Annotated in this window: 17 protein-coding genes; 6 read left to right on the top strand and 11 right to left on the bottom strand. The window is 67.6% G+C overall.

Annotation, left to right across the window (positions count from 1 at the left end):
• Positions 1–2: 2 nt before the first annotated feature.
• The 3 genes from mdtN to OSH10_RS01945 form a co-directional block, all read right to left on the bottom strand.
• On the bottom strand, positions 3–1046 hold the full coding sequence (mdtN, locus tag OSH10_RS01955) for a multidrug transporter subunit MdtN (protein WP_266329797.1): 1044 nt from the start codon (positions 1044–1046) through the stop codon (positions 3–5).
• A 2-nt stretch (positions 1047–1048) separates the two neighbouring features.
• Positions 1049–1321: a YtcA family lipoprotein gene (locus OSH10_RS01950; RefSeq protein WP_266329796.1), complete on the bottom strand. Its 273-nt coding sequence runs from the start codon at positions 1319–1321 to the stop codon at positions 1049–1051.
• Positions 1322–1505: 184 nt separating this feature from the next.
• Complete coding sequence (locus tag OSH10_RS01945; protein WP_266329794.1) at positions 1506–2402, bottom strand: metallophosphoesterase family protein; 897 nt, start codon at positions 2400–2402, stop codon at positions 1506–1508.
• A gap of 300 nt (positions 2403–2702) precedes the next feature.
• Here OSH10_RS01945 and OSH10_RS01940 point away from each other — a divergent pair, with 300 nt between their 5' ends.
• Together OSH10_RS01940 and OSH10_RS01935 are read left to right on the top strand one after the other, a co-directional pair.
• Positions 2703–3158: an NUDIX domain-containing protein gene (locus OSH10_RS01940; RefSeq protein ID WP_266329792.1), complete on the top strand. Its 456-nt coding sequence runs from the start codon at positions 2703–2705 to the stop codon at positions 3156–3158.
• A gap of 208 nt (positions 3159–3366) precedes the next feature.
• A complete protein-coding gene (locus OSH10_RS01935; protein ID WP_266329791.1) occupies positions 3367–3867 on the top strand; it encodes a GNAT family N-acetyltransferase in 501 nt (166 codons plus the stop codon).
• A 381-nt stretch (positions 3868–4248) separates the two neighbouring features.
• On the opposite strand, the gene OSH10_RS01930 is transcribed toward OSH10_RS01935, so the two are convergent.
• From OSH10_RS01930 to OSH10_RS01915, 4 genes are read right to left on the bottom strand one after another with little or no spacing between them, the layout of a single operon-like run.
• Entirely contained in the window at positions 4249–6324 is a 2076-nt protein-coding gene (locus OSH10_RS01930) for a hypothetical protein (RefSeq protein WP_266329790.1), read from the bottom strand.
• Positions 6321–9146, bottom strand: coding sequence for a DUF4159 domain-containing protein (locus tag OSH10_RS01925; protein WP_266329789.1), 2826 nt, complete (start codon positions 9144–9146; stop codon positions 6321–6323). The genes OSH10_RS01930 and OSH10_RS01925 overlap by 4 nt, the downstream gene beginning before the upstream one ends.
• A complete protein-coding gene (locus tag OSH10_RS01920; RefSeq protein WP_266329788.1) occupies positions 9143–10060 on the bottom strand; it encodes a DUF58 domain-containing protein in 918 nt (305 codons plus the stop codon). The genes OSH10_RS01925 and OSH10_RS01920 overlap by 4 nt, the downstream gene beginning before the upstream one ends.
• A 4-nt stretch (positions 10061–10064) precedes the next feature.
• On the bottom strand, positions 10065–11081 hold the full coding sequence (locus OSH10_RS01915) for an AAA family ATPase (RefSeq protein WP_266329787.1): 1017 nt from the start codon (positions 11079–11081) through the stop codon (positions 10065–10067).
• 131 nt (positions 11082–11212) lie between these two features.
• Between OSH10_RS01915 and OSH10_RS01910 the strand changes: the two genes are divergently transcribed.
• Genes OSH10_RS01910 through OSH10_RS01895 form a run of 4 tightly spaced genes read left to right on the top strand, consistent with a single transcriptional unit; the run spans position 11213 to position 13961 of the window.
• Positions 11213–11821, top strand: a complete 609-nt coding sequence (locus OSH10_RS01910; protein WP_266329786.1) for a DUF1285 domain-containing protein — start codon at positions 11213–11215, stop codon at positions 11819–11821.
• Entirely contained in the window at positions 11818–12456 is a 639-nt protein-coding gene (locus OSH10_RS01905; RefSeq protein WP_266329785.1) for a CoA pyrophosphatase, read from the top strand. The genes OSH10_RS01910 and OSH10_RS01905 overlap by 4 nt, the downstream gene beginning before the upstream one ends.
• Complete coding sequence (locus OSH10_RS01900) at positions 12457–12720, top strand: DUF6111 family protein (RefSeq protein WP_266329784.1); 264 nt, start codon at positions 12457–12459, stop codon at positions 12718–12720.
• Complete coding sequence (locus OSH10_RS01895; RefSeq protein WP_266329783.1) at positions 12717–13961, top strand: CCA tRNA nucleotidyltransferase; 1245 nt, start codon at positions 12717–12719, stop codon at positions 13959–13961. Before OSH10_RS01900 ends, OSH10_RS01895 begins: the two co-directional genes overlap by 4 nt.
• 49 nt (positions 13962–14010) lie before the next feature.
• Here OSH10_RS01895 and OSH10_RS01890 read toward each other — a convergent pair whose 3' ends face one another.
• From OSH10_RS01890 to OSH10_RS01875, 4 genes are all read right to left on the bottom strand, one after another.
• Positions 14011–14895 carry a cytochrome c1 gene (locus OSH10_RS01890; RefSeq protein ID WP_407660665.1) on the bottom strand — a complete coding sequence of 295 codons (885 nt, stop codon included), beginning with the start codon at positions 14893–14895 and terminating at the stop codon, positions 14011–14013.
• Positions 14896–14923: 28 nt separating this feature from the next.
• On the bottom strand, positions 14924–16192 hold the full coding sequence (locus tag OSH10_RS01885) for a cytochrome b (RefSeq protein ID WP_266329781.1): 1269 nt from the start codon (positions 16190–16192) through the stop codon (positions 14924–14926).
• An 18-nt stretch (positions 16193–16210) separates the two neighbouring features.
• Positions 16211–16771 (bottom strand): ubiquinol-cytochrome c reductase iron-sulfur subunit, encoded by a 561-nt coding sequence (gene petA, locus OSH10_RS01880; protein ID WP_266329780.1) that lies wholly within the window; start codon positions 16769–16771, stop codon positions 16211–16213.
• A gap of 293 nt (positions 16772–17064) precedes the next feature.
• Positions 17065–18900 (bottom strand): ABC transporter ATP-binding protein, encoded by a 1836-nt coding sequence (locus OSH10_RS01875; protein WP_266329779.1) that lies wholly within the window; start codon positions 18898–18900, stop codon positions 17065–17067.
• Positions 18901–19050 lie beyond the last annotated feature (150 nt).

Below are 19050 nucleotides of genomic sequence, written 5' to 3'. Positions count from 1 at the left end.
CCTCAGCAGCGGTCTTCGCTATGGATGGTGGCGATCGCCGAAGCGCCGACGCGCATCAGTTCCTGCGGCGGATTGTCGAGCAGGATGCGGACCGGGAAGCGCTGCGAGATGCGCACCCAGTTCAGCGTCTTCGGCACATAGGGCAGGCTGCGCGGAAACAGCAGCACTTCCTCCGAGCTGACGCCCCAGCCGATGCCGACCACGCGGCCGCGCAGCGGCACCGAACGGTTGGCCATCACATAGGCCGTGGCGCAGGCGCCCTCCTGCAATTGCCGCAGCTCCGTCTCGCGGAAGGCGGCGGTGACGAACCATTGCTCGGTGTCGATCAGGGTGAAGACCGACTGGCCGGTAATGACGAACTGGCCCGTCGACACGGCGAGGCCGGCGACGAGACCGTCATGCGGCGCGCGCACCTGCGTATCGGCGAGGTTCCGCTCGGCCAGCGCCAGCGCCGCGCGGCGGGCGGAAACCAGCGCCTCGGCGCCGTCCAGCGTGCTGACCAGCGCATCCGCCGCCTCGCGCTGCGCCAGGGCCTGGTTCAGGCTGATCGTGGCGTCGCGCTTGGCGGTCGCCGCATCATCCACCTGCTGGGCGGTGACGTAGCCCTTGGGGCGAAGCGCGGTCAGGCGCTGCAGCGTCTGGGTCGCGAGGTCGAGATTGACGCGCGCGCGGGAGATCTGCTCGCTCGCCACCGCGGCATTGGAGGTCTCGGCGCGGATGGTGCGCTGCTGCGCGGCCAGCGCGGCCTCGGCGATCATCAGGTCGGCCTTGGTCTGTTCGACGGCAAGGCGATAGGGGACCGGATCGATCGCGAACAGAAGGTCGCCGCGCTTCACCCGGCCGTCGTTCTTGACCGCGATCTCGATGATCCGGCCGGGAACGGTCGAGGAGATGTTGACCAGATTGGCCTGGACGACGGCGTCGTCCGAGGTCGGGTTCAGCTCGCCCTGGCGCAGGTATTTCCAGCCAAGCGCGCCGGCGCCGGCGATGATGACGAGGGCCACGACGCCGCCGAGCGCCTTGCCGAGGAAACCGGGCTTGCTCATCGTCAGCGTCCGAAAAAGGCGAGGGAAGCGGCGAAGGAAATTCCGGCCGCGAGACAGACATAGACCAGGAGCCGCAGCGGCAGCCGGTCGTCCAGTCCGATCAGCACGAAGGCGACGCGGATCGCCACCGCGCCGAGAATGCCGATGGTGGCGCAGGCGAGCCAGGCCGGGAAATAGGCGCCGAAAAGCGGAATGGCCGGTGCTCGGTTATCCGAGCAGCCAGCCAATGCGATCGCGGCAAGCGGTGCCAAGCGAGCGCAGGACAGTGATTTCATCAGACGCCAGCCCCCAATTCCGAGCGCGGCGGCTCGTCATCCTTCGATGGAAAGGATTACCGTTCCAGTCCGTCGGCTGCAACCGGCGGATGCTCAGTGTTCATCGCCCGCCTGTTCTTCTAGAATGCCGGGTTCGACCCTCGGCGGCGAGTGAACGTCGGCAGGAAGGCATGCGGGCCGGAGGCTAGAGGACGCTGCGTTCGCGGATGATTTCGATCCCGGAGCCGGGGGCGCCATAGCCGCGCTCGACCAGCGAGCAGCGCCAGTTGCCGGGCTCGCCATCGATGCCGAACAGGTTATAGCGGCCGGCGGGCTTGTGGCCGCCCGGCGCGTTGGCCGCCGACGGCACGCCGATCACCGGCACGGGTCCCTGCGGACCTTCGATGCTCTCGAAGCTGTCGATATGGGTATGCCCGTGCAGGATCAGCTCGGCGCCGACTTCCTTGATGATGGCGCGGATCCGTCCGGCGCCGACCAGCCGCTTGTGCCAGTTCGTCGCCTTCTTGAACGGCGGATGATGGATCAGCACGACGCGGTAGAGGCCTTCTCCCTTGGCACGGATCAGCATGTCGCGCAGCATCGGCAGCGCGTGGGCCTCGACATGGCCCGTTGCCATGAAGGGCGCCGAAGCGCGGGCGCTTGAGACGCCGATGATCGCGGCAGGGCCACGCCTGCGCAGATAGGGAAAGATCACGCGGCCGAGCGCCAGTCCCTCGTCGCCGGTCGCAAAGGGCGCCCATAGCGCGAGCGCCTTGGCGAGCGCTCCCGGCACATAGGCATCGTGATTGCCCGGCACGAACGAGACGTCGTGCGGCGCTCCGACCGCCTGCAGCCATTCGCCCGCCGCGATGATCTCGGTCGGCAGCGCGATGTTGACCAGGTCGCCGGTGACGGCGATGTGATCGGGGTTCTGCGCCAGCATGTCTTCGACCAGGCCAGCCAGCACATGGCCACCCAGCGAACGGACGCGGTTGCGCTGCCAGTTGAAGTAACCGATCACCCGCTTCGAGGCGAGCTCCATCGTGCGCGGACGGGGCAGGGGGCCGAGATGCGGATCGGAGAGGTGAGCGAGAAGGAACATCCTCTGGGCTTAGCGAAGCGCGGCCCCAGCGTCCAGTTGCGATCCGCCGCACGCGCCCGGCCGCCGTCACCTGGCTGGGCAATTTCCCGAACCCGCTCTCCCCGGCCGGGCCCCGGCGCGGTGCTCCTGTCGCGTCTACGCGAACCCGGCCGCGCGGATCGCGGATCTTTGCTTCGCAGTGCTCGGAACGACGCAGACGGGCGGAGCCCGGCGAAGCGGCAACAAGGCAGACACGCCGCCCATGGCCTGCCATGCTGGACCGGCATCGTCCGTCGTTCGCCAGTCTGGATCGAAATCCGCATGTATTCCGTTCTCGCTCGCCTTGGAACCTTCGTCGCGCCGGTCCTGCGCGGCATGACGCTCGGGGTGCGGGGCGCCTGTTTCGATGAGGAGGGACGCATCTTCCTCGTCCGCCACAGCTACATGCCGGGCTGGTACCTGCCCGGCGGCGGCGTCGAGCGCGGCGAGACCGTGCAGGACGCGCTGCTGCGCGAACTGCGCGAGGAGGGCGGCCTCGAGGTGGACGGCGTGCCGACGCTCTTCGCCATCTACGTCAATCCGAAGCGGCGGCGCGACCATGTGCTGGTTTTCGTCTCGCGCAGCATCCGCCGACCCAGCCCGCCGGACTATCCCAATCGCGAAATCGCCGAGGCGGGCTTTTTCTCCCCGCAGGCCCTGCCGGAAGCGACGACTCCGGCGACCCGCCGCCGGCTGGCCGAGATCGCCGGGGGCGCGCCGGTCGTGCCGCATTGGTGATTGCCGAGGCCGTGCCCGCATGGTATTGCGCCTTGGCGTGCGACCCGGAACCAAGCATGACTCCGAGCCTTATCCTGCTGCGACGACGAACCGACGGCCGTGACCTCCTGTCACGTGACGCCGTTCGATCGCTTGTCCCCGGGGCCCGCCGCACCTGATCGGTGGCCTCCGTTGGACTGCGCCATGCCCTTCCGACGAGACGCCATTCATGAAGATCGACTCCTTTACCGTCCTGGCCGAGCAGCCTGCCGACGATGCGGCCATCGAAGCGCTGCACGAGATCTCGTTTGGGCCCGGCAGGTTCGTGCGCGCCGCTTCGCTGCTGCGCGAGGGCGTTCCGCATGATCCCGAGCTTTCCTTCGTCGCCAGGTCCGGGGAGCGGCTGATCGGCTCGGTGCGGCTGACCCCGATCCGCATTGGCGGCAAGCCCGCCATCCTGCTCGGGCCACTCGTCGTCGTGCCGGAGTGGAAGGGCAGGGGCGCCGGCAAGTCGCTGATGCGCACCGCGATCGCGGCCGCCAGGGAGGCCGGCCATGCCGTGATCCTGCTGGTCGGCGACGAGCCCTATTACGGCCCGTTCGGATTCGTCCGGCTGAAGCCCTACCAGATCACCCTTCCGGCCCCGGCCGACCCGGCCCGCGTCCTCGTCTGCCCGCTCACCGACACCGCCCTCGAAGGCCTCGGCGGCGCCGCGGAACGCGCGGCTTAGAGCTGCTCAGGTTGTCTCCAGCTCCGGCATCATCCCCGCGAAGGCGGGGATCCATACAGCCGTGAGGGCGGCCGTGCGAACCTCCCTATGCCACGGCTGAATGGATCCTGGGTCAAGCCCAGGATGACGGCGAGCGTGGACGTCGCCCCTTGTCCATATCGGGTGGGCGGGAGTCAGCATTTTGCCAAGCGCCCATCCTCATCATCCTGAGGGCTTTCGCAGAAAACCGTCTCGAAGGACGCACGATCGCCGTGCAACTCCTTCTGTGGCCACCTGCATGTCCGCCGTGCGTCCTTCGAGACGGCACTTCGGGCCCATCAGGATGTCGGGGGCGGGGGCGGCATCCTGGGAGGAGTGAAAGAAGCCGCGTCGCTTCCCGCCCTACCGCCCCTCGCGATACCAGGTCGCGGCCATGACGCCGAGCAGGGCGGCGAGGCCGAGGAAGCCGGAGAAGAGCGGCCAGCGGTCGACGCCCTTCAACACCGACGCCTCCGTCATCCGCACGCCCATCCAGTCGCGGCCCGACATGGAGCGGCCGGGGCGCATCGGCACGATGCGCGGCAGGTCCGCCTTGCCGTCCGTGACCATGCGGGCGATGTGTCCACCGGTCGCGTCGACCACGGGCTGAAGCTTTTCGAAGGTCGACAGCACGTCGGTGAATTCGCGCGGATTAGCGGGGCCGACATGCGCGAAGGCGCGATATTCGCCGTCCTCGACGCGCCAGAGGCCGATCTCGTCGGCTGCCATCTCGGCGTGGAAGCGCCCAGGCGCCTGCGGGGCGAGGGTCAGCGTCCGGCGCGTGCCGGAAGGCGCGATGACGGTGACCGGGCCGATCGTTTCCTGCATGGTCTGGCGGTCGACGAGGAGCGTCGCGCCGCGTGCCGTGGCGCGCAGCGCCTCTTCCTCGAGGTCGGGTTCCTTCATCAGCCAGTGCGCCAGCCGGCGCAGCAGGTCGACATGCGGGCCGCCGCCCTCGAAGCCGCGCGCCCACAGCCAGACCTGGTCGGAGAGCATCAGCGCCACGCGGCCCTTGCCCTCGCGGTCGAGCACCAGCAGCGGATCGTCGTCGGCACCCTTCATGATGGTCTCGCCATTCGGCCTGTCGACCTCGACTTGGCGGAACCAGCGGCTCCAGCGCGGCGGCTCGGCATTGGCGCCTTCGAGGCCGCGCGTCACGGGATGGCGTTGGCCGAGATCTGTCACGCGCGGGCTGAAGGGCTTTTCGATGACGCGGCCGGTGGGGGCTGCCGGCAGCACGTCGGCCAGGGGCGTGCTCCAGAGGCTGTCATCCGAGGCGTAATCCGGCCCGGAGGCGACCAGCAGCGCGCCGCCCTCGCGGACATAGCGGGCGATGTTGTCGAAATAGATGGTCGGCAGCACGCCGCGCTGGGCGTAGCGGTCGAAGATGATCAGGTCGAACTGGTCGATCTTGACCGAAAACAGCTCGCGCGTCGGGAAGGCGATCAGCGAAAGCTCGTTGATCGGCGTGCCGTCCTGCTTTTCCGGCGGGCGAAGAATGGTGAAGTGGACGAGATCGACCGAGGCGTCGGATTTCAGCAGGTTGCGCCAGATCCGTTCGCCGGCATGCGGTTCGCCGGAGACCAGCAGCACGCGCAGATTCTCGCGGATGCCATCGATGACGGCGGCGGCGCGGTTGTTGACGGGCGTCAGTTCGCCCTCGAGCGGGGCGGCCTCGAATTCGTAGATGTTCTGCCCGGCATGAGCGATGCGGATCGGAAAGCGGTTCAGCGCGCCCGGCGTCACGGTTTCCGTGGCGAGCGGCTCGCCGTCCAGGCTGATGGTGACGCGGACCGGCTCGTTGGTTGGCGCGCCCTGGTCGATCACGCTGTATTCGATCGTCTGGTTCTCGCCGACGATCGAAAAGCGCGGCGCCGAGCGGATCACCATCTGGCGGTCGCGCTCGTCGTCATGGCCGGAGATCAGCGCATGCAGCGGCGCGCCGGCGAAGGGCGAGCCTGGCGGCGTCGGCACGTCATGCACTTCGCCGTCGGTCAGCATGACGACGGCGCCCAGCCGTTCCGGCGCGACATCGGCCAGCGCGGCCTGCACGGCGGTAAACAGCTCCGTGCCGTCGACCGGCGCCCCGCCGGTCTTGCCGCCGGCCTCGACGACCCGCAGATCGATGCTGCCCAATTCGCCGAAGCGCTTTTCCAGCGCGGCGCGGGCGTCGGCCGTCATGCCGGCGCGGCCATCGAGATCCTGGCTGGCGCTCTTGTCGACGACGAGCGCCACCACGGTCGGCAGAGGCTGCCGGTCCTCGGCGAGCAGCACCGGCCCGGAAAGGGCGGCGATCAGCGCCACCAGCGCCAGCAGGCGCAGCCAGCCGCCGCGAAGGCGGCGCAGCAGCAGCGGCGCCACCGCGAGAAGGCCGAGCACGGCCACCGCGACCAGCCAGGGCAGCGGGATCAGCGGCGCGAAGGTCAGGGACCAATTCACTGGCCTAGCCTCTCCAGAAGCGCCGGCACATGGACCTGGTCGGCCTTGTAGTTGCCGGTCAGGGTGTACATGACGATGTTGATGCCGGTGCGATAGGCGAGTTCGCGCTGGCGCGGGTCCGGCGGCACGGTCGGCACGAGGTAGCGGCCGTCCGGGTCGGTCGCCCAGGCGGCGGCCATGTCGTTCTCGGTGATCAGGATCGACGAGACGCCGTCACCCGGCCGGGCCGGACGCTGGGCGGCGGTGGCGTCGTCCTCCGGCGGCGACGCCTCGACCCAGAGCGGTCCGCCGCTATAGCGGCCGGGAAAGTCCTCGAGCAGGTAGAAGGCCTTGGTGAGCACGTGGTTGCCGGGCACCGGCTCGAGCGGCGGGATGTCGAGGCCGGACAGCATGGCGCGCAGCCGCTCGGCCGCCGGGGTGCCGCCGAAGCCGGTGGAGCCGGGCGCCCGTTCCAGTTCGTCGCGCGTGTCGAACAGGATCGAGCCGCCCTGTTTCATATAGGCGTCGATCTTGGCCAGGGTCTGCGAGGAGGGCATGGGCGACGACGGATCGATCGGCCAATAGAGCAGCGGGAAGAAGCTCAGCTCGTCCTTCTCGACATCGACGCCGAGCGGATTGTCCGGCTCCATCGCCGTGCGGGCACTGAGGGCGCGCGCCAGGCCTGCCAGGCCGGCTTCGCTCATGTCGTCGATCTCGCTGTTGCCGGTCCGGACATAAGCGAGCCGCGACGTGTTGACGGCGTCCATGGCGAACTGGTCGCTCGCCGCATCGGCATGGGCCGGCGGGGGCGCAAAACCGTGCATCAGGGTTAACATGAGGATAACAGACGCGGTCGCGTGACGGCGCATCCGTAGGCCCCCGTTCATCCAGAGCACGGCGAGCGCGTCGGCAATCAGACAGACCAGCGCGGCGAGCAGCAGCCAGGGCGAAAGGTCGATCGGCGCCGTCGTCGGGTAGGGCCGGAGCTCGGCCCGGCTCATGGCGCTGGCGTCGAAGGGCGGCAAGGTAGCGTCGGGCGCCAGCACGTTGATGGCGCGGAAGCCGTCCTCGCTGCCATAGAGGCCGGGCGGATGTTCGGCGCTGGTGGCGACCGGCGCGCCGGAGGCCGGCAGCGGCCGCGCCATCGGATCGCTGGATATGAAATGGCCGAAGCCGTCCAGCAGCCTGTAAGGCGGCAGCGTCGCGCCGGCTGCGCCCTCGACCGTCTTGGCGGCGCTATCCTGCATCAGCGGCACCGAGGCGAAGGCCGAAATCCGGCGCAGCATCTCCACGAACGTGCCGGAAAGCGGCAGGTTTGACCAGCTGGCGTCGGCGGTGACATGGAACAGCACCAGCCATCCCTTGCCGAGCGGCGCGGCGGTGACCAGCGGCGTGCCGTCGGCAAGCGCTGCCCAGGTGCGGGCGGGCAGGTTGGCGTCCGGCTCGGCCAGAACCTGCCGGCGAACCTCGATATCCCTCGCGATCGCGAGGCCCGCGAAGGGGCTGGTGGCGGCGAAGGAGGCGAGCGGCTGCGGCGACGACCAGGAGAGGCTGCCGCCGAGCACGCGCCCGCCCTCGCGCAGGCGCACGGGGATCAGCGTGTCGGTATCGGCGCTCGCCGCCGCGAGGCGCGGCCCGGCGAAGCGCAGCAGCGTGCCGCCGGCCTCGACCCAACTGGCGAGCTTGTCCTCGACGTCGGGCGTCAGCGTCCCGATATCCGCCATGGCGATCACGGCAGCGCCGGCCTCGATCATCTGCGGCACGGCGAGTGCCGCATTGGCATCGCGCGGCTCGATGACATCGGCGAAAGGCTGCACGGCGCGGGTGATGTAGTAGAGCGGCGAGAGCAGCGGCTGGGCATTGTCGCTTGACGCGCCGGAAATCAGGCCGATGCGGCGACGCTTGAAGCGGTCGTCCAGAAGCTGCACGGCGCCGGCCGTATGCTGGCCGGCGATCTCGACGCGGACGATCTCATTGCGCAATTCGGTCGGCAGGTTGAAAACGGCGTCGGTGCGCAGTTCGCCGGGCTTGAACGCGAAGGGCGCTTCGCCGACCGAGCGACCGCGCATGTCGCGGGCGACCAGCGTGCCGCCGGAAGCGGCCGCGCCATCGCCGCGGATCGCGGAAAGGGTCAAGGCGTCGGCGGTGGCGACGGGCGCCGCGAGCCCGAGCAGAGCCTTGCCATCACTGCCATAGACCGTCACCGGCGCCTGGATCGAGCTTTCCAGAAAGCGGCCGAAATCCTCCGCGTCCTGGCCACCAAGGCCGTTGGAAAGCCAGGCGACACCGCCGAACCCGGTCGCGTTGGCCGTCGATCGCAATGCAGCGGCGATAGCCGCCCGGTTGGTCGGATAGGGGCGCGGCGCCAACGCATCGAGGCGCGTGCGAATCGCCGCGCCATCGGTGGGTGCGAATTCCTGGTTGGCAGGTTCCGCCGTGGCGATCAGGCCGACCGGCCGGCCGGCGCTCTCGGCCAGTTGCACGATGCGGCGGGCGGTATCGATCCGCGTCTCCCAATCGCGAGCGGAGGCCCAGTCATTGTCGATGACCACCAGCAGCGGTCCCGAGCCGGGCGCACTTTCGCCGGTCGGCCGCCAGATCGGCGCGGCGAGCGCGAGGATGACGAGCCCGGCCAGCAGCAGCCGCAGCGCCGTCAGCCACCAGGGACTGCGCGCCGGCTGTTCGTCGCGCCGGGCGATCTCGGCAAGGATTCGCGTCGGCGGAAAGCTCTCCAGCCGGGGCTTGGGCGGGGTCAGCTTCAGCAGCCACCAGATCGCCGGCAGCAGTACAAGCGCCGCCAGCACCAGCGGTGCGCCGAAGGCGAGGGGGAGCCCGGCGATCATGCCCGATCTCCCTGCGTGGTGCGGGCGGAGAGCCGGGCGTGCAGCGCCAGCAGCGGCTCGGTCGCCGGGTGGTCGGTGCGGTGGGTCAGATAGGTCCAGCCCAGGCGCCGGCAGGTCGCGGCCAGCGTCTCGCGGCGGGCGACGAGGCGCTTGCGATAGTCCTCGGCGATCTGCTCGGCGCGGCCGATCGTGTAGAGCGCGCCGCTTTCGGGATCGCGGAACTCGGTGCGGCCGGCATAGGGGAAGGTCTCCTCGACCGGATCGCGGATCTCGACCAGATGAACGGTGGCGCCATGGCGGGCATATTCGGCCAGGCGTGCCTCGATCTCGTCGAGTGGATCGAGAAAATCGCCGATGACGACGAGATCGGCAAAGCGGCTCAGCCGCAGGGCGGCGGGAAGGGCCGGCTGGTCGGTGTCGAAATGGGCGAGCGTCTCCGCCAGCCGCTCGGCCGCGTTGCGCGACAGGATGGGATCGCTCAGGCCAAGCAGGCCGATGCGCTCCCCGGCCGCGGCGAGCAGGTCACCCAGCGCCAGCAGCAGCACGACGGCGCGGTCGCGCTTGGAGGCAAGCGCCAGCCGCGACCGGAAATCCATCGAGCGCGACAGGTCGGCGGCGAGCCATATGGTATGCGCCGCCTCCCATTCGCGCTCGCGGATATAGAAGTGATCGTCGCGGGCCGAGCGGCGCCAGTCGATGCGGCCGGGTGCCTCGCCTGCCACGAAGGGACGAAATTGCCAGAAGGTTTCGCCAGGACCGGCGCGGCGGCGCCCATGCCAGCCCGCGAGAACTGTGGTCGCAACCCGGCGTGCCTCGACCAGCAGGTCCGGCAGCCTCAGGGCCAGGCCCTTGGCCTCCGCCAGATTTGTGCCGACACGGCTGGTTGCCTGCACGGAAGCGCGTGCTTCGCTCAAGACGTCACCCAATTCGTGACTTGAGGGTCCCGATGACATCGCGCACCGTGAGCCCATCGGCCCGGGCCGCGAAGCTCAGGCTCATGCGGTGCTGCAGCACCGGTTCGGCCAGCGCGATCACGTCGTCGACCGATGGCGCATAGCGGCCGTCGATCAGGGCGCGGGCGCGGACGGCAAGCATCAGGGCCTGGCTGGCGCGGGGGCCGGGTCCCCAGGCGATGACGCCGGAAAGCTTGCTGTCGGCGATCTCGCCGGGCCGGGCCGAGCGAACGAGATTGAGAATGGCCTCGACGACGCTCTCGCCGATCGGCAGGCGGCGCACCAGTTGCTGGATGGCCTTCAGCGACTGCGCGTCCGTCACCTTTTCGGCGACGGCATCGCTGGCGCCGGTGGTCTCGAACAGCATCTTCCGCTCGGCGTCGCGATCGGGATAGAGCACGTCGATCTGCAGCAGGAAGCGGTCCAGCTGCGCCTCGGGCAGGGGATAGGTGCCTTCCTGCTCCAGCGGGTTCTGCGTCGCGAGTACGTGGAAGGGGCTCGGCAGGTCGTAGCGCTGACCGGCGACGGTGACGTGATACTCCTGCATCGCCTGCAGCAACGCGGATTGCGTGCGCGGGCTGGCGCGGTTGATCTCGTCCGCCATCAGTAACTGGCCGAAAATCGGTCCCTTCAGGAAGCGGAAGGAGCGGCGGCCGTTCTCGTCCATGTCCATCACCTCCGACCCCAGAATGTCGGACGGCATCAGGTCGGGGGTGAACTGAACGCGGCGCTCCTCAAGGCCCAGCACGATGCCGAGCGTTTCGACCAGCTTGGTCTTGGCGAGGCCGGGCACGCCGACCAGCAGGCCATGGCCGCCGGCCAGCAGCGTCACCAGCACGCGCTCGATCACCGTCTCCTGGCCGTAGATCACTTTGCCTATGGCGGCGCGGGCCGCCTTGATCGAGGCAACGGCCGCGTCGGCTTCGGCGATCGTGCGACCGGGATTGACGTCGGCGATGGAGGTCTGATTGAACGCGCTCATATCGGCCCATATAGTTTCGGTTACGGTCGCGACGAGACCGAGTGACTCGATCCGCGTACAATCTTCGCACGACCGGCATGGCAGCGTCAGCCTCTGGCTCCGCCGCCATGCACGGAAGGATGATACTTAGCATGTCAGTGACAAAGCAGGGCGAAACCAAGGCCGAGGACATTTCGGCACCGGGTTCGGCCCTCCCGGGGCTCATCGAACGGGCGGGCAAGCTGCGCGGACCGGCGCCGGTCCATCTCTGGCATCCCGCGCATTGCGGCGTGATCGACATCCGGATCGACCGGAATGGCGCCTGGCATCACGAGGGAAGGCCTATCCTGCGCGAGGCGCTGGTCAAGCTGTTCGCCACCGTGTTGCGCCGCGAGCCGGATGGCAGCTATGTCCTCGTCACACCGGTCGAAAAGCTGACTATTACCGTCGAGGATGCGCCGTTCATTGCGGTGGAACTGGCTGTCGAGGGCGAGGGGGCCGCACAGACGCTGGTTCTCCGCACCAATGTCGGCGATGTCGTCACCATCGATGCTGAGCATCCGCTGCGGGGCGCGGCAGATGCGGCGAGCGGCGGGCTGGTTCCTTACATCCTGGTCCGAGGCGGGCTCGAAGCCCGGCTGGCGCGGTCGCTGGTGCATGAACTCGCTTCGTATTTCGAGCAGCGCGGCGAAGAGATCGGCGTGGTTTCCAGCGGGCACTTCTTTGGCATGGGCCCCGCCGAAGCGGCGGTGACGTCTTGACGCAGTTCGGCGACGACGATCCGTTCCGGCCGGATCACTTCTTCGAGCGGGCGCGACAACGGCTCCTGCCGCTCGAGCATCCGCTGGTCGCGGATCCGAACGAGATCGTCATCAACCCGGAATTCGTGCCGCCGAAGGGATTCGTCTGGCGGGAGGCGGCGGTGCTGATTCCGATCGTCGAGCGCAGTACCGCCACCGTGCTGATGACGCGGCGGACGATGCAACTGCGCAAGCATCCCGGCCAGATCGCGTTTCCGGGCGGCAAGATCGATCCGACCGATCAGGACGCGACGGCTGCCGCGCTGCGCGAGGCGCAGGAGGAGATCGGGCTGGACCCGGCCCTGGTCGAGCCGATCGGCGGGCTGGACCCCTATATCGCCGGTACGGGCTACCGGATCACCGCGATCGTGGCGCGGGTGGCTCCCGAACATCATCTGGTGCTGAACCCGGCCGAGGTTGACGCGACCTTCGAAGTACCGCTCTCTTTCCTGATGACGCCAGAAAATCACCAGACGATCAGTCGCGAATTTGATGGCGTCCGGCATTCTCTCTATCAAATGCCGTATGACGAACACCATATCTGGGGAGTGACCGCCGGGATCATCCGCGGTCTCTATGAGAGACTCTTTCAATAGATGCTGCGATTTCTCGCCATTACACTGTTCTGCTTCCTGGCGCCGTTCCTAGCCTATGCGGCCTGGCGCCAGTTCGCGCCCGGCTCGTCGCTGTCCCGTGAGGACTGGTCCTACAAGGTCCTGTCGCGACTGTCGGCAACCGGCGTCGTGCTCGTCCTGGCCGCCGTGATCGGCCTTGTGCATTTCTCCGGGGGCGATGTCGGCACGACCTATCATCCGGCGGCGTTCCGCGATGGCAAGCTGGTTCCGGGTGGCTTCGATTGACCCAGAGGGATTGCAGGGACGCGGCGTTTCTTGCCCAGCCGCTGGTGCGCCAGGTGCTGGAACTGCTGTCGACCGATGGCGAGGAAGCGCGCGTCATCGGCGGCGCCGTGCGCAACACGCTGATGCGCCTGCCCGTCGCCGATGTGGATGTCGCCACGACGGCCGTGCCGGAGACGGTCATCGCGCGCGCCGAGGCCGCGGGCCTCAAGGTCGCGCCGACCGGCATCGAGCATGGCACGGTGACGGTGATCGGCGATCGCCATGTCGTCGAGGTGACGACGCTGCGCGAGGATATCGAGACGGATGGCCGCCGCGCCGTCGTGCGCTTCGGCCGCGACTGGCAGGCCGATGCCGAGCGGCGGGATTTCACGATCAATGCCCTGTCGGTCGATCTCGACGGGACGCTGCATGATCCGGTCGGTGGTCTGGCCGACCTCGACGCGCGAAAGATCCGCTTCATCGGCTCGGCCGACCGTCGCATCGCCGAGGACCGGCTGCGGGCGCTGCGCTTTTTCCGTTTCCACGCCGCCTATGGCGTCGGCGCGCCGGACGCGGAAGGGCTGGCGGCAGCCATTCGCGCCCGCCACGACCTGTCCGGGCTTTCGGCCGAGCGGGTCGGCCAGGAGATGCGCCGCCTGGTCGTGGCGAAAGGCGCTGTACCGACGCTGGTCCTGATGCAGGAAAGCGGCATCCTGCCGCTGATTTCGGCCAGTGTCGGCGACCTCATCGCCCTGGCGCATCTGCCCGATTTCGAACGGGAAGAACCATCCCCCGCCATGCGTTTCGCCGTGCTGTTCGGCCGCGTGCAGGAGGATGTCGACCGGATCGGGCTGCGCTTCCGGCTTTCCAACGCCGAGCGCAACCGGATGCGCGCGGCCCTTTCGGCCGCGTCCGACCTTGTGAACTCGTCGCCCGACGCCGATCACGCGACGCTCTATGCGATCGGGGAGGGTGCCTTTCTCGACGGGCTGACCTTTGCCGCCGCCAAGGGCCAACTCGCCCCCGATGATTTCGTGGCGCGCCGCGCGGGCGCTCAGTCCTGGCCGATTCCGACGTTCCCGCTCTCCGGCCGTGACGTGGTGGAGCTTGGCGTGGACCGCGGGCCGCTGGTGGGCCTGCTGCTCAGGAAACTGGAGCGTGAGTGGATCGACGACGATTTCCGCGCCGATGCGGAAACGCTGCGCCAGAACCTCAAGGCATTCCTGACGAGCTTCCGGCAGCAGCAACAGCAGCAGCAATAAAAAAAGGGCCCCGATGGGGCCCTTTTCAATGCAGGTCTGCCGGTCGCGCCTAGTGGGCGACCTTGGCCCAGATCTTCTTCTTGGCGAAGTAGAGCAGGCCGGCAAAGATAATCAGGAAGATGATCACCTGGAAGCCGATGCGCTTGCGTGCGTCGAGATGCGGCTCTGCCGTCCACATCAGGAAGGCCGCGACGTCGCGCGAGTACTGGTCGACGGTCTCGGGCGTGCCGTCGGCATAGGTGATCTGGCCGTCCGAGAGCGGCGGGGCCATGGCAATCGCCGGGCCGCTGCCGAAGCCGACATTGTAGTGCAGGCCGGGGCCGACGGTGACGCCTTCCGGCGGCTCGCGGTAGCCGGTCAGCAGGCCGTGGATATAGTCCGGGCCGCCTTCCTGGTACTGGGTGAAGATATCCAGCACGAACCAGGGGAAGCCACGCTCGACGGCGCGCGCCTTGCCCATCAGCGACAGGTCCGGCGGAGCCTTGCCGTTGTTCGAGGCCGCGGCCGCTTCCGGATTGGGGAAGGGCGACGGGAAGCGGTCCGAAGGACGGGCCGGGCGCTCGAACATGTCGCCGGCGTCGTTCGGGCCGTCCTGCACCTGGAAGGTCGCGGCAAGCGCCTTGACCTGCGCCTCGCTGAAGTGCGGTCCGCCGGGCTGGCCCAGGTTGCGGAAGCTCATCAGGTTCATCGAGTGACAGGCGGAGCAGACTTCCTTGTAGACCTGGTAGCCGCGCTGCAACTGTGCCGTATCGAACTTGCCGAACACGCCGGCGAAGCTCCAGGGTTCCTGGGTCGGATGCACCAACGGGTAGTGCGGCGTCTCGTGGACGGCTTCCTCGGCGGCGCTCACCGGGCCGGCCACCAGCGTCGCCGAAGCGACGCTGAGGGACAGGGCCAGGCCAAACCGCGCGATCTTCTCGGAAAGGGTCTTCATCATGATCGATCCGTGATCCTCTCGCGGCTTACTTGCTCTGCGGCGCGGCGGGCGCACCGGCGGTGACATTGGCCGCACCCTTGCCGAGAACCGACTCGGTGATCGACGCGGGCAGAGGCTTCGGCTTCTCGAACAGGCCGAGCAGCGGCAGGATCACCAGGAAGTGAAAGAAGTAGTAGACCGTCAGGATACGCGAAGCGATGACATATCCACCTTCCGCTGGACGCGAGCCGAGATAGCCCAGGCCGATCGACACGATCACCAGGATCCAGAAGAACTGGCGATAGAGCGGGCGGAAGTTGGCCGAACGGACCTTCGAGGTGTCGAGCCAGGGAACCACGAACAGCACGGCGATGGCGCCGAACATCGCGATGACGCCGCCCAGCTTGTCCGGGATCGAACGCAGGATCGCGTAGAACGGCAGGAAGTACCATTCCGGAACGATATGCGCAGGCGTCACCAGCGGGTTGGCCGGGGTGTAGTTGTCCGGATGGCCCATGAAGTTCGGCAGGTAGAACACGAACCACATATAGACGATCAGGAAGACGACCAGGCCGAGGGCATCCTTGACGGTGAAGTAGGGATGGAAGGGCAGGGTGTCCTGGCTGGACTTGACCGACACGCCGGTCGGGTTGTTCGAGCCGGGAATGTGCAGCGCCCAGATGTGCAGGACGACGACGCCGGCGATCATGAACGGCAGCAAATAGTGCAGCGAGAAGAACCGGTTCAGCGTCGGGTTGTCGACGGAGAAGCCGCCCCAGAGCCAGGTCACGATGGTCTCGCCGACGATCGGGATCGCCGAGAAGAGGTTGGTGATCACGGTGGCGCCCCAGAAGGACATCTGTCCCCAGGGAAGCACATAGCCCATGAAGCCGGTGGCCATCATCAGCAGGAAGATGATCATGCCGAGGATCCACAGCACCTCGCGCGGCGCCTTGTAGGAGCCGTAGTAGAGGCCGCGGAAGATGTGGACGTAGACGGCGATGAAGAACATCGACGCGCCGTTGGCGTGCAGGTAGCGCAGCAGCCAGCCATAGTTCACGTCGCGCATGATGCCTTCGACGGAGGAGAAGGCCAGCGAGGTGTGGGGGGTGTAGTGCATCACCAGCACGACGCCGGTGACGATCTGCGCCACCAGCATGAAGGCGAGGATGCCGCCGAAGGTCCACCAGTAGTTCAGGTTCCGCGGATTGGGGAACACGATGAACGACGAATGGATGAGCCCGCCGATTGGCAGGCGCGCCTCGAACCACTTCAAGAAAGCGTTCTGCGGCTGATAGCTAGATGGTCCGGACATGATCTCGATTTCCCCCGGTCAGCCGATCTTGATCTTGGTGTCGCTCAGGAAGGAATAGACCGGAACGGCCATATTCTCCGGAGCCGGGCCGCTGCGGATGCGGCCGGCCGTGTCGTAGACCGAGCCATGGCAAGGGCAGAACCAGCCATTGTATTCGCCAGACTGGCCGAGCGGAATGCAGCCCAGATGGGTGCAGACATTGACCATGACGAACCAGTTTTCCTTGCCGGCCGCGGCGCGGTTGGCATCGGTGGCCGGAGCGTCGAGCTGCAGGTTGGCGTTGCGCGCGACCGGATCCTTGAGGTCGGAAAGCGAGGCCGCCTTGGCGTCGTCGATTTCCTTCTGCGTGCGGTTGCGCACGACCACGGGCTTGCCGCGCCACTTCACGGTCAGCGAGTCGCCGGGTTGCAGGGCGCCGATGTCGACTTCCGTGGAAGCGAGCGCCAATGCCGACGCGTCGGGATTCATCTGATTGATGAAAGGCCAGACGGCGGCCGCGACACCGACAGCGCCTACTGCGCCGGTCGCAATATACAGAAAGTCGCGGCGGGTCGGTTCTGCCGTAGCATTTTCAGCCAAGATGATCCCCTCATAGTCCTCGGAAGCGGGCGCTGCCGTCGTCATCGTCCGTATGCGGCCCACATCAGTGCGATGTCCGGAACGCCCGGCCGAAATGGATGGGAAAACCGGCATGGTCCCCATCTGTCAGATTAGAAGCTGTTTAGCCACCGACGGCGAGGAATGTCCAGAGAGCGCTCACCCGATGCGCACATTGTCGCGGGAAGGCGACGGGATATGCGCAGGGATCGCGCCGAATAGGGTGGAAAGAGGCGGACGGCCGCTTCGCCGCCCGCTCCGCCCAATGGTGGGACTCAGTTGGCGTGCAGGTCCAGGAACCCGCCCGACTGCCGATGCCAGAGGCCGGCATAGAGGCCGTTCTGGCGCAGGAGCTGCTCGTGGCTGCCGGTTTCGACGATGCGGCCCTGGTCGAGCACGATCAGCCGGTCCATCGCCGCGATGGTGGAGAGGCGGTGTGCGATGGCGATCACGGTCTTGTTCTCCATCAGCCGGAGGAAGCTCTCCTGGATCGCCGCCTCGACCTCCGAATCGAGCGCGGACGTCGCCTCGTCGAGGATCAGGATCGGCGCGTCCTTCAGGAGCACGCGGGCAATGGCGATGCGCTGGCGCTGGCCGCCCGACAGCTTCACCCCGCGCTCGCCGACATGCGCGTCGAGCCCCCGGCGTCCCCTGGGATCGCTCAGCCCCTCGATGAAGCCGTCGGCATGCGCCTGCCGGGTCGCTTCCCGCACCGCCTCTTCCGATGCATCGGGGCGGCCATAGAGGATGTTGTCGCGCACCGACCGATGCAGCAACGAGGTGTCCTGGGTTACCAGGCCGATCTGCTGCCGGAGACTGTCCTGCGTCACGTCCGAGACGTTCTGCCCGTCGATCAGCACGCGGCCGGCCTCCACGTCGTAGAAGCGCAGCAGCAGGTTGACCAAGGTCGACTTGCCGGCGCCCGACCGTCCGACCAGGCCGACCTTCTCGCCCGGCCGGATGGTGAAGCTCAGGTCCTCGATGATCCCGCCGGCCTTGCCATAGTGGAAGCGGACATTCTCGAACCGGATCTCACCCCTGTCGGCGACGAGGGGCCTGGCATCGGGCTTGTCGAGCAGGTCGTAGGGGCGGGCGATCGTCTCCAGCCCCTCCTGTACGGTGCCCATCTGCTCGAAGATGCCGACCGCCACCCACATGATCCAGCCGGACATGTTGGTGATGCGGATGGCGAGGCCTGCCGCCACCGCGATGGCGCCCAGCGTGATGGCCTCGAACGACCAAAGCCAGACCGCCAGCGTGCCGGTCGCCATGACCAGCAGGCCGTTCAGGCTGGAAACCGTGGCGTTCATCGCCGTGATCAGCCGCGTCTCGTTCTTGAAGGCGGCGGTGTGCTCGACCAGCGCCTCCTTGGCATATTCGTCCTCGCGCTCGGGATGGGCGAAGAGCTTCACCGTCTGGACGTTGGTGTAGCTGTCGACGATCCGGCCGGTGAGCTGCGAGCGCATCTCGGACATGATGGTCGCGCGGTCGCGGATGCGCGGCACGAACCAGGCCAGCGTCAGCACATAGGCGATGATCCAGAGCAGCAGCGGCATCGCGAGCCGCCAGTCGGCGCTCCAGAAGATCACCAACGCCGAGCCGGAGAAGATCGTCACGAACCACAGCGCGTCGATCACCTGCGTCACCGATTCGCGCAGCGCCGGGCCGGTCTGCACGATCTTCGAGGCGATGCGGCCGGCGAAGTCGTTGGCGAAGAAGGTGATCGACTGGCGCATGACATAGTGGTGCGTCTGCCAGCGGATCAGATTGGTGAAGTTGGGCGCGATGGTCTGCTGGTTGACGAGATCGTGCGCCAGCGCTGCCAGCGGCCGCGCGATGACGATGACGAAGCCCATCCAGAGAAAGGTCGGACCGTAATCGGCCAGGATTTCGCTCGGCGTGGTCGATTTCAGCAGGTCGACGATCGAGCCGATATAGCGAAGCATCGCGATCTCGATCAGCGATACCACCAGACCGATCGCCATCAAGATCAGCAGGTACGGCCAGATCTGGCGGCAATAGCGCCAGTAGAAGCCGACCAGCGTCGCCGGCGGCATGCTGTCGTCATGGCTGCGGAACGGATCGATCCGGGATTCGAAGAAGCGGAACATGGAAATGTCCAGGATTTGGAAGCTGGACCGCGCCTCGGGCGCGCGGCTCGAAATTGGATTGCGGACGCGCGTCTCCGGCGGGAGAGGGCGCATCTTCCGGCGGAAGCGAGGAGCCTGGGCGTACCGGGACCGGATAGGAGCGGGAAGTCC

The organism is Kaistia defluvii (assembly GCF_026343955.1).
GTDB classification, from domain to species: Bacteria; Pseudomonadota; Alphaproteobacteria; order Rhizobiales; family Kaistiaceae; genus Kaistia; species Kaistia defluvii.
Note: the sequence above shows the minus strand (reverse complement) of the source record. Positions and strands in the feature narration are given on the sequence as shown.